22 protein-coding genes and 1 pseudogene are annotated in these 22,315 nt (G+C 65.2%); 7 read left to right on the top strand and 16 right to left on the bottom strand.

The features are described 5' to 3' along the window. Positions 1 to 17: 17 nt before the first annotated feature. Complete coding sequence (locus ACN9MV_RS10455; RefSeq protein ID WP_093058277.1) at positions 18 to 1,088, top strand: ABC transporter ATP-binding protein; 1,071 nt, start codon at positions 18 to 20, stop codon at positions 1,086 to 1,088. Positions 1,089 to 1,098: 10 nt separating this feature from the next. Here the strand turns inward: ACN9MV_RS10455 and ACN9MV_RS10460 are convergent, their stop codons facing one another. From ACN9MV_RS10460 to ACN9MV_RS10485, 6 genes and pseudogenes are all read right to left on the bottom strand, one after another. Then, on the bottom strand, positions 1,099 to 2,139 hold the full coding sequence (locus ACN9MV_RS10460; protein ID WP_093058278.1) for an endonuclease/exonuclease/phosphatase family protein: 1,041 nt from the start codon (positions 2,137 to 2,139) through the stop codon (positions 1,099 to 1,101). Positions 2,140 to 2,228: 89 nt separating this feature from the next. After that, entirely contained in the window at positions 2,229 to 4,043 is a 1,815-nt protein-coding gene (locus ACN9MV_RS10465; protein ID WP_426392086.1) for a DEAD/DEAH box helicase, read from the bottom strand. A 412-nt stretch (positions 4,044 to 4,455) separates the two neighbouring features. Then, positions 4,456 to 5,133, bottom strand: coding sequence for an ATP-binding cassette domain-containing protein (locus ACN9MV_RS10470; RefSeq protein WP_426392088.1), 678 nt, complete (start codon positions 5,131 to 5,133; stop codon positions 4,456 to 4,458). Positions 5,134 to 5,335: 202 nt separating this feature from the next. Then, a pseudogene (locus ACN9MV_RS10475) lies at positions 5,336 to 6,529 on the bottom strand (peptidase domain-containing ABC transporter); the annotation flags it as partial. A gap of 286 nt (positions 6,530 to 6,815) precedes the next feature. Then, the gene (locus tag ACN9MV_RS10480) at positions 6,816 to 7,031 is read right to left on the bottom strand and encodes a hypothetical protein (RefSeq protein ID WP_093177888.1); all 216 of its coding nucleotides are present in this window, start codon (positions 7,029 to 7,031) and stop codon (positions 6,816 to 6,818) included. A 237-nt stretch (positions 7,032 to 7,268) separates the two neighbouring features. Further along, entirely contained in the window at positions 7,269 to 8,495 is a 1,227-nt protein-coding gene (locus tag ACN9MV_RS10485; protein WP_426392089.1) for a JmjC domain-containing protein, read from the bottom strand. 14 nt (positions 8,496 to 8,509) lie between these two features. On the opposite strand from ACN9MV_RS10485, the gene ACN9MV_RS10490 reads away from it, so the two are divergent. Next, complete coding sequence (locus tag ACN9MV_RS10490; RefSeq protein WP_426392091.1) at positions 8,510 to 8,659, top strand: hypothetical protein; 150 nt, start codon at positions 8,510 to 8,512, stop codon at positions 8,657 to 8,659. A gap of 102 nt (positions 8,660 to 8,761) precedes the next feature. On the opposite strand, the gene ACN9MV_RS10495 is transcribed toward ACN9MV_RS10490, so the two are convergent. Next, the gene (locus ACN9MV_RS10495) at positions 8,762 to 10,024 is read right to left on the bottom strand and encodes an HlyD family secretion protein (protein ID WP_426392093.1); all 1,263 of its coding nucleotides are present in this window, start codon (positions 10,022 to 10,024) and stop codon (positions 8,762 to 8,764) included. A 281-nt stretch (positions 10,025 to 10,305) separates the two neighbouring features. On the opposite strand from ACN9MV_RS10495, the gene ACN9MV_RS10500 reads away from it, so the two are divergent. Genes ACN9MV_RS10500 through ettA form a run of 3 tightly spaced genes read left to right on the top strand, consistent with a single transcriptional unit; the run spans position 10,306 to position 12,624 of the window. Further along, a complete protein-coding gene (locus ACN9MV_RS10500; protein WP_093177883.1) occupies positions 10,306 to 10,542 on the top strand; it encodes an AbrB/MazE/SpoVT family DNA-binding domain-containing protein in 237 nt (78 codons plus the stop codon). Beyond that, positions 10,529 to 10,960, top strand: coding sequence for a type II toxin-antitoxin system VapC family toxin (locus ACN9MV_RS10505; RefSeq protein WP_093177881.1), 432 nt, complete (start codon positions 10,529 to 10,531; stop codon positions 10,958 to 10,960). The genes ACN9MV_RS10500 and ACN9MV_RS10505 overlap by 14 nt, the downstream gene beginning before the upstream one ends. A 2-nt stretch (positions 10,961 to 10,962) precedes the next feature. Continuing rightward, on the top strand, positions 10,963 to 12,624 hold the full coding sequence (gene ettA / locus ACN9MV_RS10510; protein WP_093058280.1) for an energy-dependent translational throttle protein EttA: 1,662 nt from the start codon (positions 10,963 to 10,965) through the stop codon (positions 12,622 to 12,624). A gap of 3 nt (positions 12,625 to 12,627) precedes the next feature. Here the strand turns inward: ettA and ACN9MV_RS10515 are convergent, their stop codons facing one another. The 5 genes from ACN9MV_RS10515 to ACN9MV_RS10535 are packed head-to-tail and all read right to left on the bottom strand — an operon-like array spanning position 12,628 to position 17,784. After that, a complete protein-coding gene (locus ACN9MV_RS10515; protein WP_426392096.1) occupies positions 12,628 to 13,089 on the bottom strand; it encodes a carboxymuconolactone decarboxylase family protein in 462 nt (153 codons plus the stop codon). After that, positions 13,007 to 13,504, bottom strand: a complete 498-nt coding sequence (locus tag ACN9MV_RS10520) for a MerR family transcriptional regulator (RefSeq protein ID WP_093058282.1) — start codon at positions 13,502 to 13,504, stop codon at positions 13,007 to 13,009. The genes ACN9MV_RS10515 and ACN9MV_RS10520 overlap by 83 nt, the downstream gene beginning before the upstream one ends. Before the next feature lie 51 nt (positions 13,505 to 13,555). Then, a complete protein-coding gene (gene pabB / locus ACN9MV_RS10525; RefSeq protein WP_426392098.1) occupies positions 13,556 to 15,343 on the bottom strand; it encodes an aminodeoxychorismate synthase component I in 1,788 nt (595 codons plus the stop codon). Further along, positions 15,333 to 16,739 (bottom strand): TAXI family TRAP transporter solute-binding subunit, encoded by a 1,407-nt coding sequence (locus tag ACN9MV_RS10530; RefSeq protein WP_426392099.1) that lies wholly within the window; start codon positions 16,737 to 16,739, stop codon positions 15,333 to 15,335. The genes pabB and ACN9MV_RS10530 overlap by 11 nt, the downstream gene beginning before the upstream one ends. A gap of 16 nt (positions 16,740 to 16,755) precedes the next feature. Then, on the bottom strand, positions 16,756 to 17,784 hold the full coding sequence (locus tag ACN9MV_RS10535) for a P1 family peptidase (RefSeq protein WP_426392100.1): 1,029 nt from the start codon (positions 17,782 to 17,784) through the stop codon (positions 16,756 to 16,758). Positions 17,785 to 17,824: 40 nt separating this feature from the next. Here ACN9MV_RS10535 and ACN9MV_RS10540 point away from each other — a divergent pair, with 40 nt between their 5' ends. Next, positions 17,825 to 19,126: an NAD(P)/FAD-dependent oxidoreductase gene (locus tag ACN9MV_RS10540; protein ID WP_426392102.1), complete on the top strand. Its 1,302-nt coding sequence runs from the start codon at positions 17,825 to 17,827 to the stop codon at positions 19,124 to 19,126. Here the strand turns inward: ACN9MV_RS10540 and ACN9MV_RS10545 are convergent. Then, positions 19,123 to 20,019 (bottom strand): LysR family transcriptional regulator, encoded by an 897-nt coding sequence (locus ACN9MV_RS10545; RefSeq protein WP_426392103.1) that lies wholly within the window; start codon positions 20,017 to 20,019, stop codon positions 19,123 to 19,125. The genes ACN9MV_RS10540 and ACN9MV_RS10545 overlap by 4 nt on opposite strands. Positions 20,020 to 20,031: 12 nt before the next feature. Between ACN9MV_RS10545 and ACN9MV_RS10550 the strand changes: the two genes are divergently transcribed. Next, entirely contained in the window at positions 20,032 to 21,021 is a 990-nt protein-coding gene (locus ACN9MV_RS10550; protein WP_426392105.1) for an isocitrate lyase/PEP mutase family protein, read from the top strand. Here the strand turns inward: ACN9MV_RS10550 and ACN9MV_RS10555 are convergent. From ACN9MV_RS10555 to ACN9MV_RS10565, 3 genes are read right to left on the bottom strand one after another with little or no spacing between them, the layout of a single operon-like run. Further along, a complete protein-coding gene (locus ACN9MV_RS10555) occupies positions 20,990 to 21,280 on the bottom strand; it encodes a copper-binding protein (RefSeq protein WP_426392107.1) in 291 nt (96 codons plus the stop codon). The genes ACN9MV_RS10550 and ACN9MV_RS10555 overlap by 32 nt on opposite strands. A 32-nt stretch (positions 21,281 to 21,312) precedes the next feature. Continuing rightward, a complete protein-coding gene (locus tag ACN9MV_RS10560; protein ID WP_426392109.1) occupies positions 21,313 to 21,759 on the bottom strand; it encodes a DUF411 domain-containing protein in 447 nt (148 codons plus the stop codon). A 10-nt stretch (positions 21,760 to 21,769) separates the two neighbouring features. After that, entirely contained in the window at positions 21,770 to 22,288 is a 519-nt protein-coding gene (locus tag ACN9MV_RS10565) for a cupredoxin domain-containing protein (RefSeq protein WP_426392111.1), read from the bottom strand. Positions 22,289 to 22,315 lie beyond the last annotated feature (27 nt).

Consider the following 22,315-nt stretch of genomic DNA (forward strand, 5'->3'; position numbering starts at 1 on the left):
GATTTCAGGGACAACACATGGCATCCGTATCCTTTCGCAATATCGAGAAATCCTTCGGCAAGGTCCAGATCATCAAGGGCCTGGGCTTCGACATCACCGACGGCGAGTTCGTCGTGCTGGTCGGCCCTTCGGGCTGCGGCAAGTCGACGCTGCTGCGCATGCTCGCGGGCCTGGAAGACATCAGCGGCGGCGAGATCGTCATCGACGGCCGCGTGGTCAACGACCTCGAGTCGAAGGACCGCGACATCGCGATGGTGTTCCAGAGCTACGCGCTGTACCCGCACATGACGGTGGGCGAGAACATGGGCTTCAGCCTCCGGCTGCGCAACGCAGAGAAGTCGGTGACCGATGAACGCGTGGCCAGGGCCGCAAAAATTCTCAACCTCGACGCGCTGCTGGGCCGCTACCCGCGCGAGCTCTCGGGCGGCCAGCGCCAGCGTGTGGCCATGGGCCGCGCCATCGTGCGCGACCCGAAGGTTTTCCTGTTCGACGAGCCGCTGTCGAACCTCGACGCCAAGCTGCGTGTGGCAATGCGCGCCGAGATCAAGGCGCTGCACCAGCGGCTGAAGACCACCACCGTCTATGTGACGCACGACCAGATCGAGGCTATGACCATGGCCGACCGCATCGTCGTGATGCACGACGGCATCGTCGAGCAGATCGGCACCCCGCTGGATTTGTACGACCGGCCCGACAACCTGTTCGTCGCCCAGTTCATCGGTTCGCCGTCGATGAACGTCATCGAAGGCACGGTGCGGCGTTCGGGTGGCGACTGCTGGGTCGAGTCGCAGGGTGCGCGCTGGCCGGTTCCCATCGGCACCTCGGCGCCAGACGGCCAGCCTGTGCACTACGGCATCCGGCCCGGCGACATGACGCTCGGCGGCGGCTCGCACGGCGTGGAGGCCAGGGTGATCGTGGTCGAGCCCACGGGCGCGGAGACCGAACTGCTGGTGCAGGTCGGCGAAGCCAAGCTGGTGCTTGCGGTGCATGGGCGTGTCGATGCCGGACCCGACGACACGGTGCGGCTGGCCATCGAGGCCGAGAGCGTGCACATGTTCGACCGGCAGACCGGCCGGCGCATGGGCTGAGTCGCCTGGGTCAGGCCGTGCGCAGCCGCAGCAGGGCGCGCACGAAGCCGTGGTCGGAGCGCGAGCGGTCGCGCCCTTCGTGCAGGTGATCGTTGAAGTAGTCGACACGCCGCACGTCGCCCAGGCTGTGCCGGCTGCTGGCGACGAACTCCTCGCTCACGAGAATCTGGTCGAGCACATCCGGAAAGCCCTGGTGGATGTGCGAGTACGCCACGTCCTTCTTGAGCGCCGACTCACCCTGCATCTCGTAGGCGTTGAACAAGGCCACGTCGCGCGCGGCCTTGTCGTAGGCCACTTCGGAGGTGGCCGCCACGAGCTGCGTCGTCACGCTGTGCGGGTTGTCGTTGAAGTCGCCCATCACCACGAGCGGCACGTTCGTGCCCTGCAGCAGGTCGATGACGATGCAACGCAGGGCCGCGGCCTCCGCGCCGCGCATCAGCAGCGAGCGCAGCGACGCCATCACGCCGATCTTGCGGTCGTCGCGGTCCTCGAGGTGGTTGCCTTGTGCGTCCTGCAGGAACTTCGGGCGCTTGGATTTCAGATGCACCGTGAGCACATGCACCTGCTGGCCGTGCTTCATGCGCACCGTGACCAGCAGGGGCGGCCGTTCGAAGCGTGTGTGTGGACCGAGGCCGGGCACATCGACGCCGAAGCCCGGCGGAAAGTCGACGAAGGAGCGGACCTCGTCCACCATCAGCCGCGTGACGATGCCTACGCGCGGCGTGCCTTGTGCGCCAGTTCTCGCAGGCGTGCCCTCGGGGCTGCCGGGCGGTGGTGTGTTTTCGGCGCCGGGCACCGAGACGAAGTCGTAGCGCAGGCCGCTGCGCGCGATGGCCGCCTTCAGCGCCGATTCGTCCCACACCTCCTGCACCGCCAGCACGTCGGCATTGAGCGCATGAAAGCGCTCGCCGGTCCAGTCGATCTTTCGCTCGTACTCGCGCTCGGTGTAGGCGTCCTGGTTCTCGTAGTACACGCGGTTCGGGGCCGCGAGATTGAGGAGGTTGCAGGTGGCTACGAAGAGGGTGGCGTAGTTGGGTGGGATGTATTGCATGGCGGAACGATTGTGCCGATGCACCAAAGAAAAAGGGCACCGAGGTGCCCTTTCTTCATGTTCCGGGGCAGGTGTTCTGCCCGTGGATATCAGCGACCGAACGAACGTCCGCCGCCACCGCCACCCGAGCGGTTGCCACCACCGCCGCCGTAGCCGCCGCCACCCGAACGGCCACCGCCGCCCGAACGATTGCCGCCGTAGCCACCACCGCCGCCGCCGCCCGGGCGACCGCGTCCGCGGCCGCCGCCCATGTGGTCGACGCTCGTGCGCAACGGATCCGGCTGGCCGGCGCCGCCTGCGACCGCCTCGGCGCGCAGGTGCGCGACCTGGTTGGCTTGTGTCGGGCTGTGGCTGTTGCCGTGATGGCGCGGTTGGCGCTCGTCATGCGGCAGATGGCCTTGTTGGTGCTGCGGGGCATGGTGCGGCGTGCGTGCCGGACCTTGCGGGCCGCGGCCTTGCGGCGGGCGAGCGCCCTGGCCGCGCGGACCCTGGCCTTGGCCTTGGCCTTGTCCGCCGCCGTTGTTGGCGTTGCGGCCTTGACCGCCACCGCCCTGGCCGCCACCGCGGCGCTGACCGCCGCCATTGCCGCCACCACCGCCACCGCCAGCACCCTGGCCGGCCTTGTTCTCGCGGATGCGCTGCAGCATCTCGGTGCGGGCAGCCTTGGCGGCTGCCTGCATCACGTCGCGGCTCGGGGGACGACCAGCGCCGCCCCAGATGGTCTGGCGGCCCATGGCGATGGGTTCGGCGCGTTCGCCTTCTTCAGGACCGAAGCCGTCGACGATCTGCACGGGAATCGTCTGCTTGGTGAAGCGTTCGATTTCCTGCATGAAGCCTTCTTCGTCCAGGCACACGAAGCTCACGGCCTCGCCGCTCGAACCGGCACGGCCGGTGCGGCCGATGCGGTGAACGTAGTCTTCGCTGACGTTCGGGATCTCGTAGTTCACGACGTGCGGCAGCTCGTCGATGTCGATGCCGCGGGCCGCGATGTCGGTGGCCACCAGCGCGCGGATGTCGCCGCTCTTGAAGCCGGCCAGCGCCTGCGTGCGCGCGCTCTGGCTCTTGTTGCCGTGCAGCGCCATCGCCTCGATGCCGTTCTTGGTGAGGAATTCGGCCACGCTGTTGGCGCCGAACTTGGTGCGCGTGAACACGAGCACCTGGCTCCACTTGTTCTCGTTGATGATGTGCGCGAGCAGCGCCTTCTTCTTGCCGCGGCCCACGGGGTGGATCACCTGGGTGATGCGCTGCACGGTGGTGTTGCGCGGCGTGACCTGGATGCTTTGCGGGTTCTTCAGCAGCGTGGCCGCGAGGTCGCGGATCTCGTCGCTGAAGGTGGCCGAGAACAGCAGGCTCTGCTTTTCCCTGGGCACCAGGGCCAGGATCTTCTTCACGTCGTGGATAAAGCCCATGTCCAGCATGCGGTCGGCTTCGTCCAGGATCAGCATCTGGACCTGGCTCAGGTCGAGCATGCCTTGCTGCTGCAGGTCGAGCAGGCGGCCGGGGGTGGCCACGAGGATGTCGACGCCCTTCTTGAGCTTGCTGATCTGCGGGTTCATGCCGACGCCGCCGAAGATCACGGTGGAGTCGAGCTGCAGGTACTTGCCGTAGGTGCGCACCGACTCTTCGACCTGGGCCGCGAGTTCGCGCGTGGGGGTCAGCACGAGGGCGCGGATACCGGTGCCGCCGAACTTGTTGGTGGCGCTGCGGCTCATGCTGAGCTTGTGCAGCATCGGCAGCGTGAAGGCAGCCGTCTTGCCGGTGCCGGTCTGGGCGCCGCCCAGCAGGTCATGGCCTTCGAGAACCGCGGGAATGGCTTGCGCCTGGATGGGGGTGGGAGTGTCGTAGCCGTGCTCGTGCACAGCCTTCAAGATGGCGGGGGCCAGCTTCAGTTCGTCAAAATTCATTGGAAACAATAAGCGCCATACACGGCGCAGTGGCATCGGCCCGCCAGGCGTCTTGTTGACGCCGAGCCAGTCAAGGCAGATGAAGGTCAGGGGTGGGAGCCGGAAAGTCCGCCCTCGCAAAAGGGTTGAAATGGAGCTTTCTTCGTCCCCGGCAGAGAGCCGGTGTTGCGGGCAACTGGACCCGGCAACGGTGGCTATTGTCGCATGAGTCGGGTTTTCCTGTCTCCAAGCCCGACTCAGGTAAATGAACATGCCATGGATGGGCTCGCGCTGAGCTTCACCTGTCGGCGCTCGGATCGGTTGGCCGAGGTCGACGCCGTGCTGCCTGGCCAACGCACGCAGGCATCGTTCCGACGGACATCGAGCAGGCTAGGCAGCAGTTCAAGAGCGCTGCGCTCGTCGGTCGCGTCTCTCAGGCGATTTGCGGCAACGCCGGCAGCGCCGTGAGATCGATCACGCGATCGGCCATCGCGATCGTCTCAGGGCGGTGCGCGATTGTGATGCGTGTTATGAGAAGGGCGCGGATGGCCTCGTTCACCTGTCTTTCCTTGCCCACATCGAGGTGGCTGGTCGCCTCGTCAAGCACCAATACACGAGGCTGTCGATACAGGGCGCGAGCCAGAAGGATGCGCTGCTTCTGTCCGCCCGACAGGCTGCTCCCCATGTCGCCGTTCAGCGTGTGATAGCCCATCGGCATGGCTGTCACCTCAGCGTCGATTGCTGCAAGCGTCGCCGAGACCTGGACACGCGCCAGGTCGATCGTTTCGTCAAAGGCGGCGATGTTGTCCTGCAGGCTGGCGGAAAACAACTGATCGTCCTGCATGACAGCCGCAATCTGTCTGCGCCAATGACCGATGCCGAATCGGTCGAGAGGTACGCCATCGATCCGGACTGTGCCCTCCGTCGGCGTCAGAAGGCCCAGGATGATCTTGGCGAGTGTGGTCTTGCCGCAGCCTGTGGCGCCCACGACGGCAACGTGTTCGCCGGCCCGGATTTCGAGTTGCACATGACGAAGCACCCACGGTGCGCCACTCCCATAGCGAAAGCTGACGTTGTCGACGTGTGATGGTCGGGTGAAACCCCTCTGCACTTGCCAAGCGTGGTACTCCGCCTTGCAGTTGCTCCGGCTCGGCAAGCACGATGTCGGACAGCCGCTCGACGTGCAATCGCAGCATTCGAATGGCCATGAGGTTGTCGACGAAGCGCTGCATGCGCGAGGAGAACTCGTCCTTGTATGAAATGAACGCCATCAGCATACCCACGGTGAGCGTGCCACCGATCGCCATTGCCGCGCCCAGGCCGAGCACTGCGATGCTCTCAATGCCGAACACCAGGCTGTAGCCCGCGCCGAAAGCCAGCGTCATCTTCTGTGTGCTCGTCCGTCGATTGGTTGCCTGGACGACGATGTTCGTCCAGCGCGCAGCGCGCTGGTCTTCGAGACCCGCGATCTTGATCGTCTGGATGGCGCGCAGGCTTTCCAGGAAATGGGTTTGCGCCTTGGCGTCGTGCGTCAGCACCTCGTCGCTCGCGCGATGAAAGGCGCCATGGGGCAGCACGCGGATCGCCGCGTAGGCGAGCACGCCGGCGATGACGACGGCAGCAAGCTTGGCGCTGTAGAGCAGCATCACCAGCAGGGTCACGACGGCGAACAGGCCATCGAGCAGGATCTCCACCAGCCTGCCCGTGACTGCCTGCTGGATGCTCTGCATCGACTGGAAGCGCGACACTACGTCGCCCGTGTGCCTGAGCTCGAACCATTGCGCAGGCAGGTGCATGAGATGGCCCATGATCCGTGCGGCCCACTGCGTGCCGAACTGCACCGAGGCGACGATGCTCAGCCATCCCCGCGCCGCTTCGAGCCCTACCTTGATCAGCGTGACCAGGCCGAAGCCGATGACCAGCAGCCATAGCAGTTCGACATCGCCGGAAACAACGGCGCCGTCCACGATCCATTGCGTGAACAGTGGGGCGACCAGCAGCACCACTTGCAGGCTTGCGGCCATCACAAAGAGCTGACCCAAGCTGCGCTTGAGGCCGTGGAGCTTGCCGACGAGTTGACGCCAGCTGATGGGTGTCTTGGGTTCGTTGCGCTCGAATTCGGGGGCGGGTGTGAGCTCGAGCGCGACGCCGGTGAAATGAGGGCTGGCTTCCTTGAGCGTCATGCAGAGCTCGCCCCAAGCCGGATCGTGGATCGTCAGTTTGCCGCGAGAGCATCGGACCAGTACGACAAAGTGACTCATGTCCCAATGAAGGATGCAGGGCAAGGCCAGTTGTGGCACTTCGTCCAGTTCCAGCCTCAGCGGCCGCGCGCGAAGACCGAGTGTGCCGGAGAGTTGCATGAGATCGCCCAGGTCCATCCCGCGCATCGAGACGGCGAATTTGGCGCGCAGCTCACTCATTTCGTAGACGCGGCCATGGTGAGCGGCGATATAGCCGAGGCAGGCGGCGGCGCATTCGGTAGCGGTGGATTGGAGGTAGGAGGGCATGATTCACATTCGAATTCATCGAATGCTTGGAATAAGGGCTGGCTCAGAGGCAAATTTTGTGGTCGGGGCAACAGATGGAGGCAGAGCGATAAATCCTCAAAAGCAGAAGAGCGCTCCGTTTCACAGGGCGTCTTCTGCTGCAAGGAATTAGCTGAGCAATTTATCCCATAGCCCGGAAATCGCGAGAATGCATACGGCGATTATTCCGATTCCTGCAATTTTCACCCATATGCCTTTGAAGAGAAAGGCAATTAATGCGAGAGTGAGAATTGTGATGGATAAAGCATTAATAACCATCGCCGTCCAAATCTTTCCCAATTATGTCGTTGCACATCAACCCTCCAACAATCGTTCCAAATGCTGCCCCATTGATTCCTGTCACAAAGCTCCGACCTGCCGCAGCACCTATAAGGAATCCAACTGCAGCAAATCCGGCTATGCACTGATTTTCTGTCATGCCACCACTCACCAAGGACATGTCTTCAATAACGAGTTCTCTCATATCACTCCTTTGTTGAACTTGAAAATTTTCGGAAAAATAAACCGCTGATTCCTGCAATGCCTGCTGCGGGTATGGTTGTAAGAATTATGTTTAAAGCCCCATTGGGCAAATAATTTCGCAAAAATCCAATTGAAAATTTGCGGCCAATATCGATGTTTGTACTGCCGCTCCAATGGAGAGCCATTGAAGAAGTAGTGACGCAATATTAATCGTATAAATGCGGTGGGGAATAATCTTTCATATTTCTTGGTATTTCGGGTTCTGATGTGAATTTTCCTTAAATTGTTGTTGAAAAATTGAACGCGTTGTCACTCGATAGTCCGGGACCGGCGAAATGACGTCCTTGTCCGCCAGCTGCTGCAAGAGCGCCGAGGTCTTTTCGCGTTGGTCCGGGGACTTCGAAATTTCCTCCAGCGAGGCTCGTGGTCGCGAGAACAGGCTCGCGATGTGCCTTTGGCTCGCCGCATCCATTCGAATGGCTTGGCCGTTGACGTACACATTTGTCGACGCGGGCGAAGCCGTCCGGTAGACCGAGTTCAATCTGAACTGACTTTGAGGCTCGCCCGATGCGCCGGGTTTGCCCAATGTTTCGATCGCGAATCGCGATACCACCCTCTCGTTCGAGAAGACCTCGCGCTTGAACTCCGCAAGATTTGTCTTGCTGACCAAGAGTTCTTCTGCAGCCTGTGCCGCCAGCGCAAGGCCGTCGAGGTTGTCTCGTTCGGCCTTGATCGACTGGCGCAGTGCGATGTCGGAAGGCAGTGTCGTGAAGCACGACCACGCAACGTAGTCCCTGATCAGCATCGGATGGATGCCAACCGCGATATGGAAGGTCTCTTCGCCGGCGAGTGGAACCGCCTCGTGCCACCAGCCGCGCGGTATGTAGAGCACGTCACCGGCTTCCAGATATCCGTCGAACACGGGCTCCGCCGGGCATTCGTGCTTGTGTTCCTTGCTCTTCTGATGCGGCAGCGGAAGCGCAAAGGTCGGCTCGAACACGCGCCAGCGCTTGCGGCCGATCAACTGGACGGCGAAGACGTCATGCGTGTCCCAGTGCTGCGCGAAGGTGCCTCTGCCGCCGAAGGCGGCGTAGCCGTTGGCGACCGCCTTCTCGCCAACGAAGCGCGCAATCTCCATGGCGAGGTCATGAACGGGCTCCGACTTCGTCTCCAGCCGGTTCAATACCAGCGTCGCACCCTCTTGCAGGAGTTCGTAGAAAGTGTCCTTGACAATCTTCGATCGCTGCATGGCGAGATCGACAAAGGTTTCGGTGTAGTGCTCGACGGGGATCGGGCCGTCCTTGAAAAGCTGCAGCAACCCATCGCGAGGATCCCAGGCGAACAGGGCGGAGTTGATGTCCTTCCATGTCACTGGGCGGTGTGCCAGCGCGCCTTTGCGAACGAAGAACTGTTTCTCGTAGTACTCCTCGATGAACCCCTCTGTCGAAACCCCGAAATCGATCATCTTGAAACTCCTGCTTGAAAGAAAAAACGGCGATCGCTTCAGCAGCCGGTGTCGGCGATGCTGCGGATGAACTGGGGCAACCGCTTTCTGGAGAGCACGTCGCCATTCATCGTCGAGACTTCGCTCTCTTAGGGTCGGTGAACCCGAACGATCGCGGCTTCTGAAGCCGTTGAACGTCTTCCGGCGCGGCGGGCGGCGGCGAAGATGCGTCGATCGCGTGGCGGGCTGGTGGTACAAAGAGCGGAGGTTTTCTTATTTGGTGCTGCCTAGAAGGTGTACTTGCGCAAGCCGATCAACGGCTCGAGCACCCACTCGATAAGCCGTCTGCGCTCCTGCTCGATATCCGCTTCGAGTGCCATGCCTGGCATCAGCGGCAGCGCCTTGCCGTAGGCCAGGACGCTTTGCGATTCGAGCTTCACGGTCACTCGGTACAGGCCTTCCTGGCTTGCCGATGCGAGCGGCGATGCGGCGCTCAGTTCGCCGGGCTGAAGCGGACTGCGCGACACTTCGGTGACGACGCCGGCGTACTGTCCGAACTTCTGGTGCGGAAAGGCCTGATAGCGGATGCGAACCCGCTGTCCGGCTTCGACAAACCCTACGGCGCGAGAAGGCGCGAAGAGCTGTGCAACCAGTTCCGCATCTGCCGGGAGAAGGGTGGCAAGGGCTTGGCTGCCTGCCGGCTGGCCAACCTGCGCGGTGATCGCTGTGATGACGCCGTCCATTGGCGCAGTTACGGCGAGTTGGTCTCGCGTGCGCGCCTCGGCGACTTCCTGGCCCAATGCGGCCAGGTCGCGTTCCAGCTCGGCGATCTGGGCTTCTGCGCGTGCGGCGGTCTGGTTGAGCTCGCTTTGGACCGAGACGGTCGTGCTCGTCAACTCGGCCTTCTGGCGATGGGCGGCAACCCATTGCGCGCGCAACGTTTCGACTTGATCTTCCTTATCCTGCAGCGCCACTTCGGAGATGAAGCGCTCGCGCGCGAGGGTTCGATGGCGTTCGAGCATCCTTGTGGCGGCTTCGATGCGACGCCCGTGCAGTTCGATCTCCTGCTGGACGCGGCGGCCTTGCTCCCGCAATGTCTCGAGGCGGTTGCGCAGTCCCCGCTGCGTTTGCTCGCGCAGTAGCCGCAGAGTGCCGACGGCCCGCAGCAGGCTGTCGCGGCGCTGCGTCAGTGATGCTGCCTGCGCGTCCGAAAGTCTCGCGTGCTCGGACGCGCCTGCGGCGCGGCGATCGTCGGAGAGTACGAAGAGCAACTCGCCCTGCCGCACGCGCTGGCCTTCTTCGACGCGCTTTTGCGTGACGATGCCAGGCGTCGCGGCAAGCAGGCGGATGGTGCCCTTCGTCGGCACGAGCAGGCCTGCCGCAGTCGCACGCTTGGTATAGCTGCCAAGCGTCAGGTAGCTGCAGATCAGCAGCGCCGTCAGGCCGGCAGCCAGCACCAAAACCAAACTCGGCCAAGGCCGCGCCAGCACGATGGGGCCGTAAGACGCGCACGACCCCACGTTCAGCGCCTCGACGCGGAACAGGCTCATGGCGTTGGCCTACGCGCGTGCGGAAATCGAGTGAGGGCGGGACTGGAGCCGCGGCGAAAGCCGCAAGCGCGTCAAAGCGTAAGTAAATCTCATTTTTCTCTTCCCTGATGAGCGATTAGCGCGCCGGAATTGCCGGCGGGTCTATCGGCCACTTTGTTGAGCGGCGACCTCTATGGGCGCGAATATAGCAGCGCCGAATGCCACGGCCGTGTCACTGGTCGAACGGTCGGTTCGCGACCATGCGTTAAACTCTTACCCTGCCGGTATTACTACAGCGCAACATGCGACTCACATCCAAAGGTCAGGTAACCATCCCCCAGAACATCCGCGAACTTGCCGGCCTCAAGCCATACGACGAAGTGGAGTTCGAATACCGCAACAAGCAGATCGTGGTGAAGCCCATCAAGCGCACGAATACGCCTGCCGAAGAGGCGATTGCGTTGCTGCGCGGCAGTGCTACCTCTAAGCTCGACCTGTCGGCCGACGACTGGCTGGAGATGACGCGTGGCGAGCGTTGAACGTTCCGAAACTTTCCTGATCGACAGCAATGTTCTGATCGACGTGATCCATGAAGATCCGAAATGGATGGATTGGTCTGTCGCGGCTATTTCCGATTGCCTGAACCGGGGTAAGCTGGCGATCAACCCGCTGATCTATGCCGAGGTTTCGGCATACTTCAATTCGGACCGCGATGCCGACGCGGCACTACCTGCGCGGCTGTACGAGCGGCTGGATCTGCCCTACGCAGCCACGCGGGGCGCGACAGTGGCGTTTCACAAGTATCGGAAGGCTGGCGGAACGTGTCCTTCGCTGCTGCCGGATTTCTACATCGGCGCGCATGCGCAACTGCTGGGTTGCACCCTCGTATCGCGCGACAGGGCGCACTACAAGGCCTATTTTCCAAAGCTCAAACTGATTTCACCCAAGCAAAGATAACCATGGCTCAATACGTCTATTCGATGAACCGTGTCAGCAAGACCGTGCCGCCCAAGCGGCAGCTCTTGAAAGACATTTCGCTCTCTTTCTTCCCCGGCGCCAAGATCGGCGTGCTCGGCCTGAACGGCTCGGGCAAGTCCACGCTGCTCAAGATCATGGCGGGTGTGGACAAGGAATTCGAGGGCGAGGCGCTGCCCATGCCGGGGATGACGATCGGCTATCTGGAGCAGGAACCCAAGCTCAACACCGAGCACACGGTGCGCGAGTCGGTCGAAGAGTCCATGGGCGCGGTGTTTGCGGCCAAGGCGCGCCTCGAAGAGGTGTACATCGCCTATGGTGCCGAAGACGCCGACTTCGACGCGCTGGCGGCCGAGCAGGCCCAGCTCGAAGCCATCATCGCCACCGCCGGCACCGATTCCGAACACCAGCTCGAAATTGCCGCCGACGCCCTGCGCCTGCCGGCCTGGGACGCCAAGATCGGCGTGCTGTCGGGCGGTGAAAAGCGCCGCGTGGCACTGTGTCGCCTGCTGCTGAGCAAGCCCGACATGCTGCTGCTCGACGAACCGACCAACCACCTGGACGCCGAATCGGTGGAGTGGCTCGAAGTGTTCCTGCAGCGCTTCACGGGCACCGTGGTGGCCATCACCCACGATCGCTACTTCCTCGACAACGCGGCCGAGTGGATCCTGGAAATGGACCGTGGTCGCGGCATTCCCTGGAAGGGCAACTACAGCACCTGGCTCGAGCAGAAGGGCGAACGCCTGGCGCAGGAGCAGAAGAGCGAAGAAGCCCACGCCAAGGCGCTGAAGAAGGAGCTGGAGTGGTCGCGCCAGAACCCGAAGGCACGCCAGGCCAAGAGCAAATCCCGCCTGGCCCGCTTCGAAGAGCTGAGCGACATGGAATACCAGAAGCGCAACGAGACGCAGGAAATCTTCATTCCGGTGGCGGAGCGGCTGGGTCAGCAGGTGTTCGAATTCCACGGCGTCAGCAAGTCCTTCGGCGACCGCATGCTGATCGACAACCTGAGCTTCACCGTGCCGCCAGGAGCCATCGTCGGCATCATCGGCCCGAACGGCGCCGGCAAGTCGACGCTGTTCAAGCTGCTCGCGGGCAAGGAAAAGCCGGACTCGGGCGAGGTCGTCATCGGTCAGACCGTGAAGATGGCTTTCGTCGACCAGCATCGCGACGAACTGGCCAACCAGAAGACCGTGTGGGAAGACATCTCGAACGGCCTCGACATCATCAACGTCGGCAAGTTCCAGATGGCCAGCCGCGCGTATGCGGGCCGCTTCAACTTCAACGGCGCCGACCAGCAGAAGAAGGTCGGCACGCTGTCGGGCGGTGAACGCGGCCGCCTGCACCTGGCCAAGACGCTGATTGCGGGCGGCAACGTGCTGCTGCTTGACGAACCGTCGAACGACCTCGACGTGGAAACGCTGCGCGCGCTCGAAGACGCGCTGCTCGAATTCGCCGGCACGGTCATGGTGATCAGCCATGACCGCTGGTTCCTCGACCGTATCGCCACGCACATCCTGGCCGCCGAAGGCGACAGCCAGTGGACCTTCTTCGACGGCAACTACCAGGAGTACGAAGCCGACAAGAAGAAGCGCCTGGGCGAAGAAGGCGCCAAGCCCAAGCGCATGCGCTACAAGGCCCTGAAGTAAGCCTCAGGCGGCTTCGGCCGCTTCAGCAAGAGCGCGCGGTTCCGCAAGGGGCTGCGCGCTTTTTTCATCGTCCGCCGCAAACACCTCGCGTGCGGCGAAGAGGCCGTTCAGTGCCGCCGGGAAGCCTGCGTATACCGCCATCTGCATGATGACCTCGACCACCTCGTCGCGCGTCACGCCGACGTTGAGCGCAGCGTGGATGTGCACCTTCAACTGCGGCGCGGCATTGCCCATGGCGGTGAGCGCGGCCACGGTCGCGATCTCGCGGGAGCGCAGGTCGAGGCCGGGGCGCGAGTAGATGTCGCCGAACGGAAACTCGATCACCAGACGGGCGAAGTCGGGCGCGATGCCGGCCAGGCTCTCGACCACCTTGACGCCGCCTTCACCGTCGATCTCGTGGAGCTTGGCCAGGCCACGCGTGTAGCGCAGGTTGTCGTTGTGGCCCTGGTTCTGTGTGTTCGTCATTGCTCGTCTTTCCTTCCCGGGCTTTGCCCGATAGAGGAGGACGCTTCTTCGTCTTCTCGACCTCGCGGTAGTGGTCGATCTTGAGCGACAGCGCCTGCATGGATTGCTGCAGCGTCGCCACCCGGGCCTGAACTTCGGCAAGGTGCTGTTCGAGCATCTCGCGCCGTTCGCCGACGCTGGCGTCCCCCTGGCTTCGAAGCCTGACGAAGGCCTGCATGCCCTGGATGGACATGCCGGTCTCGCGCAGGCGCAACAGGAAATCCAGCAAGTCCATGTCGGCGCTCGCATAGCGCCGCTGACCGCCCGGTGCACGTGGCACCGCGGCAATCAGCCCGATGCGTTCGTAGTAGCGCAGCGTGTAGGCCGTCAGGCCGGTTCGCTCTGCGACTTCCGCAATGGTCAGACTGGTTTCCATGGCGTTGATTCTCGAAATTAGAGCGCGCTCTAAGTCAAGCGCTTTGTCGAACTATTTTTGCGGGACGTTCAGATCGGCATCCAGCCAGCCGCGCAGGCTGTTCACGAAGGCCAGCGCCTGCACCCGGGGCAGATCGTCCACCCGCACGACCGCTTCGGCAAGCTGGCCGCTGCGCACGCGGTTGGCGCGGCCGATGCCGTTCAGCAAACCACAGCGCAAGGGCGGCGTGACCCAGCGGCCGTCGAGCAGCAGGGCAATGTTGCCGCGCGTGCATTCGGTGATCTCGCCGTCGCGGTTCCACAGCAGGGTGTCGAACACGCCCGCAGCGGTGGGCGCGAAGGCTTCGTAGTGGGCGCGGCGGGTGGTCTTGAAGCGGGTGAAGTCGCTGCCCGATTCGTTGAACGCGCGGTCCGCGAGCTGCAGCTGCAAGCGCGCGGGCGGCGCTTCCATTGCGAAGGCTTCGGCGCGGGGCGTGCCTTGCGCGTCGAGCAGCAGGCGCACGCGCCACGTGCCGGCCGTGTGCTGTGCCTGAAGACGATGCAGGCAGGCGGCGACGAGCGCTTCGTTCCACGCGTAGCCGAAATGCCGGGCGGCGTTTGCCATACGCGCCAGGTGCGCCGGTGCATCGCGCAATTCGCCGGCTGCCAGTGCCAGTGTTTCGAGCAGCTCGAAAGGCGGATTCACGGGCCGCTTTGCGTGCGACAGGAAGGCGCGCTTGTGCCGCCATTCCTCCCACTCCGCGTCGGCTTGCGCATCGGCCGTGATCCCGCTTCCGATGCCGCAGCGTGCCTCGCTGCCGCGCAGCGTCACGGTACGGATCGGTACATTGAAAGTCGCACGCCCGCCGGGTTGCACCACGCCCACGGCGCCGCAATACACACCGCGCGCCTCGGGCTCCAGTTCGCGGATCATGCGCATCGCGCTGACCTTGGGCGCTCCGGTGATCGAGCCGCACGGAAACAGCGCCCCGAACACATTGGCCAGTGTGGTGCCTTCGCGCACGAGGGCCTCGACATCGGACGTCATCTGCCACACCGTCGGCAGCGCCTCGGTGTGGAACAGCCGCGGCACGCGGACCGAGAAAGGCCGGGCCACGCGCGAGAGGTCGTTGCGGATCAGGTCCACGATCATGACGTTCTCGGCCCGCTCCTTCGGCACGGTGCGCAGCCGCTGCGCCAGCGCTTCGTCTTCGGCGGGCGTGGCGCCGCGCGGGGCGGTGCCCTTCATGGGGCGCGTGAGGATGCGATCGCCATGCCAGTCGAAGAAGAGTTCGGGTGACACCGACAGCACCTGCTCTTCGCCAGTGTCGATGAAGGCGGTGTAGCCGTCGGGCTGCGCCTGCCGCAGTGCCAGGAACCAGTCGCCTGCATCGCCGTGAAAGCCGGTATGCAATGGCGCGGTGTAGTTGAGCTGGTAGAGCTCGCCGTTCGCAATCGCGCGGTGGATGGCCTGCATGCGCTGGTCGAAGTCGGCGCGTGAGAGGCTGTCTTGCCAATCGACAGTGGGCACCGGCGAAACGTTGTTCTGGACTTCCGGCCATGGCAGGGCTTCGTCGTGCACGCCGAACCAGGCCAACGGCCCGTCCGCCGCATGCACCGCGAACGCGGGGTCGAAGGCCGCCGCAGCTTCGTAGCGCAGATACCCCACGCACCAGCGCCCCTCACGCGCCATCGCCTCGACGGCTTCGAGCACAGGCCGCACCTCTGCGGCCGTCCGCGCCACCAGCACGCGCGACGGCGCACCGAAAGACAGGCGCAGCCGGCTCGCACCATCGCCGCGCGGCTGTGCGAAATCGATCAGCGTGCGCAAGGTCGAATGCAGGGCGCCATCAGGCGGCATCGTTCGCCGCGGTCGTCGGTCCTGCCCCACCGCCCGCACTGCTGACTTGCGGCGCACGGGCCAGCACCCGCTTGCGCACCGCATAGATGTTGTTGCGCAGCGCATAGAGCTCGTCGGCATACGACAGCGGCACCGCCACCTTGTTGACCGTACGGTCGAGCTGGTCGAGGTCTTCGAGCAGGGACTTCTGTTCGGCCTCTTTCACTTCCGTCTTTGCATCGACCTTCGCCTCGATGTCGCGCAGCCGCGCATACCAGCGGAACACGCGCCGGCGCACGCGGAACTGGTACAGCGGCGGCACCACGCGGCTCAGCGGCAGCATCAGCACCAGCAGGCCGCCCAGCACCAGCCACATGCGCTCGACCAGGTTGCTGGCCCAGAAGGGCAGGTAGCGCTGCCAGATCGGCGGCGTGCCGTTGATGGCGCGGTCGCCCTCGGGGCTCACCGGCAGTTCGCTGGTGCGGGTGTTGGGAAAGTCGCGCGCCCGGTTGAACCAGCCGGCGCCGCTGTGCACCGATTGCGCCGCCTGCGCGAACAGCTGGCGCAGGGCCGGGTGGGTTTCGTCACGCGACAGCAGCGAGGTGGTGGCTGCGAGCAACGCCACGTCGTGCGGCGGCAGGTCTTTCGACAGGTCGACCACGCCGCGCGGCAGCGTCACCGCCGAGAGGAACGGAAAGCGCCGCGAGTAGGCGTCGGCCTGGCCGAAGTCCATGAGCTTGATGTCGTCCGAACGCAGCAGCCGTTGCACCTGCGGCGATTGCGGCGCGGAAGACAGCACGATGGCATCGAGAAGGCCGGCCTGCAGCGCCTCGGCGGCCGACGCCTGTTCGAGGTTCGACAGCAGCAGGTCTTCGGGGCCCAGCCTGTTGGCCTTGAGCAGGCGCTCCATGATGTCTGGCAGCCCGCTGCCCGGAAGGTCGATGTTCACGCGCAGGCCGCGCAATTGGGCGAGCGTGGTCAGCGTGCCGGTCTTGCGGTCGATCTTCTGGGCCGAGTCGGCACGGTAGAAGAGCCAGATCGGCTCGTAGAACAGGCTGCCGAGCGAAGTGAGGCCGGCCTCTTCGTCGGCTACCGGGTCGGCGCTGCCGCCGCGCACGAAGGCCACGTCGGCCCCGCCGGTGCGCAGCAGCTGCAGGTTCTCGGTCGAGCCCGAGGTGGGCTTGAGCTCCACTTCGATGCCGCTGTGCTTGAGCGCTTCGGCATAGCGTTTGCCGAACTGCGCATAGGCGCTGCCCGTGGGGCCGGTGGCCAGCGTCACGTGCTTGGGCGGCTGCGGCTGCAGCCACCAGTAGGCGGCGATCAGCAGGCCGATGACGATGAAAATGATCGGCCCCGCCGAGGCGATGAGGTCGCGGATCGACAGCAGGATCAGCTTCAGGGTTCTGGGGAACGCCATGGTGGTCTTCTCGTGTTCAGCCGCGCGCTACGGCGAGATCCGCCGCGCAGGGAATGTGCAGCTCGCCCACCGTCACCGTGCGCGCCGCATGCACCGCGCGCAACGTGGCGATGGCCACCGCCTCGGCGGCCATGGTGCTGAGCACCGTCATGCCGGGTGCGTTGCCTTCCAGCGGCACGCGGCCGGTGGCCAGCGCGAACAGCGTGTCGCCGTCGCTCATGGTGTGCACCGGGTTGATGGAGCGCGCGAGCCCGTCGTGCGCGACCATGGCGAGCCGGTTGGCCTGTACCTTGGTCAGCACCGCGTCGGTGGCGATCACGCCGATGGTGGTGTTGGTGCCCGCCAGCAGGGGCTTGGGGCTGTCGCCGCGCAGCAGGGCACGGCGGGTGTCGAGCAGCGCCTTGCCGTCTTCGGTGCGCGCGCCGGCCACGGGCTGGCCGGTGTTGTGATCGATCACGTCGCCCAGCGAGTTCACCGCGATCAGCGCACCCACCGTGACGCCGCCGACCGTGACCGATGCGGTGCCGATGCCGCCCTTCATCGCGCGCTGCACGCCGAAGAGCTTGCCCACCAGCGCGCCGGTGCCCGCGCCCACGTTGCCTTCGGCGGGGGCAGCGGTGCTCGCGGCCTCGCAGGCGGCATAGCCGGCTGCGGCATCGGGGCGGATGCGCGCGTCGCCCATGGGCAGGTCGAACAGCACGGCGGCCGGCACGATAGGCAGGGTGCCGAAGCGCACGTCCATGCCGATGCTGCGTTCTTCCATCCAGCGCATCGCGCCGTCGGCGGCTGCCAGGCCCCAGGCGCTGCCGCCCGCGAGCATCACGGCGTGTACCTGCTGCACGAGGTTGCCGGGTGCGAGCAGGTCGGTCTCGCGCGTGCCGGGTGCGGCGCCGCGCACGTCCACGCCGCCCACGGCGCCGTCGCGCGCCATGACGACGGTGCAGCCGGTGGGGCGGCGGGTGTCGGAGAAGTGACCGACCTCGATGCCGGCGACGTCGGTGATGGAACCGGCGGAATGAGTGGGGGTGGAAGACGGGGCAGACATGGCGGCCGATTATGAGACCGCACCCTCTACGATCCCCACCATGACAGTTGCAAGAAGTTTCTCCCCAGACGGCGGCCGCCGTCATGTCGTGGTGATCGGCGCGGGCGCGGTGGGCAGCGCCACCGCCATCGAAGCCCTGCGCGCGGGCCTGCGCGTGACGGTGGTGGAGCCCGGCGAACCGGGTGGTCCGCAGGCCACGAGCTACGGCAATGCCGGCTGGCTGTCGTCGCACTCCGTGGTGCCGCCCGCGCTGCCGGGTGCCTGGCGCAAGGTGCCGGGCTGGCTGGCCGACCCGCTCGGGCCGCTCGCCCTGCGCTGGCGCTACCTACCGAGGGCCCTGCCATGGCTGCTGCGTTACCTGGCCTCGGGCTGGACCGAGGCGCGCGTGCAGCGCACAGCCGATGCCCTGCGCACGCTGCTGGCCGATGCGCCCGCGCTGCATGCGCAACTGGCCGCCGAGGCCGGCGTGCCGCAGCTCATCGAGCGGCGTGGGCTGCTGCACGCCTACCGTTCGCGAGCCGAGTTCGACGGCGATGCGCTGGGCTGGCGCGTGCGCCAGCGCGTCGGCGTCCAGTGGGAGGAATGGCCGGAAGACGAACTGCGCCGCCGCGAGCCCGATCTGGCGGCGCGCTACACGCTCGGCATCTTCGTGCCCGAAGCCGGCCACTGCCGCAATCCGGGCGCCTACGTGGCGGCCCTGGCGCAGCATGCACTCGATGTGGGCGCCGAACGTGTCGCCGCCCGCGCGACGGGTTTTCGCATCGAGGGCGGCCGTCTGCGCGCCGTGCGCACTGAGGCCGGCGAAATCGCCTGCGACGGCGCCGCCATCTGCGCCGGTGCCCGCTCAGGCCCGCTGGCCGCAGCCGCCGGCTCCGCGGTGCCGCTGGAGTCGGAGCGCGGCTACCACGTGGTCGTCGAAGACGCCACGGCCGGCCCGCGCACGCCGACCATGGTGGCCGACGGCAAGCTCATCGCGCACTGGATGGACGGCGGCCTGCGCGCGGCAGGGCAGGTCGAGATCGCGGGCCTCGAAGCGGCGCCCGACTGGCGCCGCGCCGAAATCCTGCACGAGCATCTGCAATCGATGTTTCCGCCGCTTGCACGACCCGCGCCCGGCGCACCTTCAGTGAAGCACTGGCTCGGACACCGCCCGAGCCTGCCCGACGGGCTGCCCTGCATCGGCCCGTCAGGCGGCAGCGCCGACATCGTGCTGGCCTTCGGGCATGGCCATGTCGGCCTGTGTGGCTCGGCGCGCACGGGGCGGCTGGTGGCGCAGTTGCTCACGGGCGTTGCTGCGGAGATACCGTTGGCGCCTTTCGACCCGGGGCGCTTCAAGTCCTAGAGTTCGCCGCGCTCCAGCTCCGTGAGTAGTGCGCGCGTCGCGCGGCTGAGAAATGCCGACCGGCGCACGACGCAAGCTACGGGAACGCTCACATCGAGATCCGCGACTCGGATCAGCGCGAGATTGCCTTGTCCGACTTCCTCGGCAATGGCGCTTTCCTGGAGGAGCGCCAGGCCGAATCCCGCTTCGACCAGGCGCTTCTGAGCGGTCAGGCTGTCGATGGCGGTCCAGTCGATCCGCTCCACGCCCCGCACGAGGAACTGCGAAAAGATCGCCTCCGCGTAGGGCTCTGCGCGCCGCGGCTGCTGCGGAAAAGCCAGCCACCGTTCCCTCGAAAGACGGACGAGCGACTTCAACCGCTTGCCCGCGAGCGGATGGGCCGGCGCGCATGCGATCACAAGTCGCTCGTGGTGAATGATCTTGCACAGGAGGTCCGGCGACGGATCTTCGTAGTAGCGCAACCCCACGGCCGCATCGCCGGCACGGACCTTCTCGCTGACTTCGGCGCTGGTTGCCGTCTGCAGGCGGATGTCGAGGTCGGGAAGCGAGGACTTGAGCCTGGCTAGTACGGCAGCGAGGCCGGAGCTTGCGAGCGTGCCGACAGCCGCGATGTGCACCGTGCCTGCCGCGCCGGACTTGGCGGCCTCCACCGCGGCGGCAGCGTCGCCGAGCGCAGCGGCAACCTTCTCGGCGTGGGGCAGCAGGGCCTGGCCCGCCTGGCTCAGCCGGAGCCCGCGACCGATGCGCTCGAACAGCGGCGCGCCCAACTCCTCCTCCAGAAGCGCGATGCGGCGACTGATTGCCGATTGCGTGCGTGCAAGCGCAGACGCGGCTGCAGACACGCCGCCTCGCCGATGCACCGTCAGGAACGTGGCAAGAGCTTCTGAATCCATTTGACGCCACCCATGCAAGAGATCGATAGATCAAAGAAATATTATGCGTTTGACGCGCATCTGCCTCCACATCACCATCGCGCCTTCATCCATCACGGCGGAGTTGAAATGGACCAGGAGACACGCGTTGCGCGCGGCCGCACCTTCCTCGAACTGCATCGGGCGAAGCGTGGATTCATCATGCCCAACGCCTGGGATCCGGGCAGCGCGGTGCTGCTCGCGTCAGAGGGCTTCAAGGCAATCGGCACCACCAGCGCCGGCATCGCGTTCTCGCTGGGAAAGCCGGACTACAACGTCAGGGATGCCCGCCTCTCAGTCAGCCGCGAGGAGATGCTCGCCGTGGTCAGGAAGATCGCCGAGGCGGTGGCCATTCCCGTGAGTGCCGACCTGGAAGCCGGCTACGGGGACGCGCCGGAGCAAGTCGCCGACACCGTTCGCATGGCCATCGACGCGGGTGCGGCGGGCGGCAACATCGAGGACACCGATGCCGAGCATGGGTGCCTGTTCGACGAGGGGCTGGCCGTCGCCCGCATCGCCGCAGCGCGTGCCGCGATCGGTGCCGCAGGCGGCGGCTTCGTGCTGAACGCGCGCACCGATGCGTTCCTGCTTCCCGGCGACGATGCACTGAACGTCGCGATCCGGCGCGCCAACCACTTCATGGAGGCGGGGGCGCACTGCGTGTTCGTGCCCGGGGTCACTGACCTGTCCCGGGTCGCGACGCTGGCGCGCGAAATCGCGGGCCCCCTCAACATCGTGGTGGGGTTGAACGAGGCGTCCGCCAGCGCTTTCGAACTGATCGATGCCGGGGCCGCGCGGATCAGTGTAGGAGGATCGATCGCACGCTCGGTCATGGCGCTCGTGAGGCGCAGCGCGCGGGAACTGCACGCGCACGGAACGGTCTCTTACGCGGGCAGCCAGATTCCCCAGCACGAACTCAATGCCCTGTTCGAAGGGGCACTGCGAGCGAAGCTCAGTTTGCCGGCGCTATCGACAGCACAGTGAGTGCGCCGTCGACCTTGTCGGCCGTGAACTGCACCTTGTCGCCGGGCTTCACCTTCGTGAGCAGCGCGGGATCGCTCACGCGGAAGACCATCGTCATGCCCGTCATCTCCAGGTTGGGAATGTCGCCGTGCTTCAGCGTGATCTTCTTCGCGTCAGTGTCGATCTTGCGGACCTCGCCTTCGACGGTTGGCAATGCAGCCTGCGCGAAGGCGGCTGCGGCGAGCAGCGTGGCGGAGAGTGCGGTGAACAGTTTCTTCATGATGAGTTTGCTTTCCTCGGTTGTCGGTTGATTCAGCGATAGCTTTGATAGATGCGCGTGCTGCCATCGGCCAGCACCAGCAGCACGTCGTAGGGATCGCGCTGGGCGCCGTAGGCGGGGCCATCCATGCCCGGCGAGCCGACCGGCATGCCGGGCACGGCGAGGCCGACGGCCTTGGGCTTTTCCTTGAGCAGCCGCTGCACTTCGCGTGCGGGCACGTGGCCTTCGATGGCGTAGCCGCCGACGAGGCCCGTGTGGCACGAGCCCAGCTTGGCGGGCATGCCCAGGCGGGTGCGCGCGGCTGCGTTGCCTTCGTCGTGCACGCGCGTGGCGAAGCCGCTCTTGTTGAGGTGCTTGACCCAGTCCTGGCAGCAGCCGCAGTTCGGGTCTTTCCAGATCTCGACCATCGGTGCCGCGGCCATCGCTGCGAAAGGCACGGCAGTGGAAGCCAGTGCCAGCAGCAGGGTTCTTCGTTGCATGGTTTCTCCTTCAGGATTTGCCAGCGGCAGCCAGCACGCGGATGCGGCCGGCCATGCCGAGTTCGTAGTGGTCCTTCACGAGGCAGGCGAAGTCGAAGTCGCCGGCGCGGTTGAAGGTCCAGACCATGTCGCCGGTCTTGCCGGCGGGCACATGCACCATCCACGGATCGTCGTGTTCCATGTCCGGGAATTTCTTCATCATGGCCGCGTGAGCCTCGATCTCGGCGGTGGTGCCGAGCACGAGTTCGTGTAGTTCCTTGCCGCGGTTCTTCAGGCGCAGGCGGATGGTGTCGCCTTCGCGCACTTCGATGACCGAGGGCGTGAAAGTCATGTCGTCGGCCATCGCGATGTCGATGGTTCGCTTCACTGCATTGGCCTTGCCTGCGATGCCCCAGGCCTTCTGCTCGGGCGCGAGCGCGGCGGTGCCCTTGGGCTTGGGGCCGTTGTGGGCCTCGTGGGCCAACGAAGCAGTAGTGGCAGCCGCGAGCACGAGGCCCGCGGCGATGGACTTGATGAGTGTCTTGTTCATGAGTTGAGCTCCAGAGAGGAAGGGGTA

This window comes from Variovorax sp. R-27, assembly GCF_049913215.1.
Classification (GTDB): Bacteria; Pseudomonadota; Gammaproteobacteria; order Burkholderiales; family Burkholderiaceae_C; genus Variovorax.

Coding starts and splice junctions, on each gene's coding strand:
- ettA (WP_093058280.1), top strand. CDS start 10,963: ATGGCTCAATACGTCTATTCGATGAACCGTGTCAGCAAGACCGTGCCG.
- ACN9MV_RS10550 (WP_426392105.1), top strand. CDS start 20,032: ATGCAAGAGATCGATAGATCAAAGAAATATTATGCGTTTGACGCGCAT.
- ACN9MV_RS10515 (WP_426392096.1), bottom strand. CDS start 13,089: ATGACGAACACACAGAACCAGGGCCACAACGACAACCTGCGCTACACG.
- ACN9MV_RS10495 (WP_426392093.1), bottom strand. CDS start 10,024: ATGAGCCTGTTCCGCGTCGAGGCGCTGAACGTGGGGTCGTGCGCGTCT.
- ACN9MV_RS10545 (WP_426392103.1), bottom strand. CDS start 20,019: ATGGATTCAGAAGCTCTTGCCACGTTCCTGACGGTGCATCGGCGAGGC.
- ACN9MV_RS10520 (WP_093058282.1), bottom strand. CDS start 13,504: ATGGAAACCAGTCTGACCATTGCGGAAGTCGCAGAGCGAACCGGCCTG.
- ACN9MV_RS10540 (WP_426392102.1), top strand. CDS start 17,825: ATGACAGTTGCAAGAAGTTTCTCCCCAGACGGCGGCCGCCGTCATGTC.
- ACN9MV_RS10530 (WP_426392099.1), bottom strand. CDS start 16,739: ATGGCGTTCCCCAGAACCCTGAAGCTGATCCTGCTGTCGATCCGCGAC.
- ACN9MV_RS10460 (WP_093058278.1), bottom strand. CDS start 2,139: ATGCAATACATCCCACCCAACTACGCCACCCTCTTCGTAGCCACCTGC.
- pabB (WP_426392098.1), bottom strand. CDS start 15,343: ATGCCGCCTGATGGCGCCCTGCATTCGACCTTGCGCACGCTGATCGAT.
- ACN9MV_RS10565 (WP_426392111.1), bottom strand. CDS start 22,288: ATGAACAAGACACTCATCAAGTCCATCGCCGCGGGCCTCGTGCTCGCG.
- ACN9MV_RS10500 (WP_093177883.1), top strand. CDS start 10,306: ATGCGACTCACATCCAAAGGTCAGGTAACCATCCCCCAGAACATCCGC.
- ACN9MV_RS10560 (WP_426392109.1), bottom strand. CDS start 21,759: ATGCAACGAAGAACCCTGCTGCTGGCACTGGCTTCCACTGCCGTGCCT.
- ACN9MV_RS10455 (WP_093058277.1), top strand. CDS start 18: ATGGCATCCGTATCCTTTCGCAATATCGAGAAATCCTTCGGCAAGGTC.
- ACN9MV_RS10555 (WP_426392107.1), bottom strand. CDS start 21,280: ATGAAGAAACTGTTCACCGCACTCTCCGCCACGCTGCTCGCCGCAGCC.
- ACN9MV_RS10485 (WP_426392089.1), bottom strand. CDS start 8,495: ATGATCGATTTCGGGGTTTCGACAGAGGGGTTCATCGAGGAGTACTAC.
- ACN9MV_RS10480 (WP_093177888.1), bottom strand. CDS start 7,031: ATGAGAGAACTCGTTATTGAAGACATGTCCTTGGTGAGTGGTGGCATG.
- ACN9MV_RS10465 (WP_426392086.1), bottom strand. CDS start 4,043: ATGAATTTTGACGAACTGAAGCTGGCCCCCGCCATCTTGAAGGCTGTG.
- ACN9MV_RS10535 (WP_426392100.1), bottom strand. CDS start 17,784: ATGTCTGCCCCGTCTTCCACCCCCACTCATTCCGCCGGTTCCATCACC.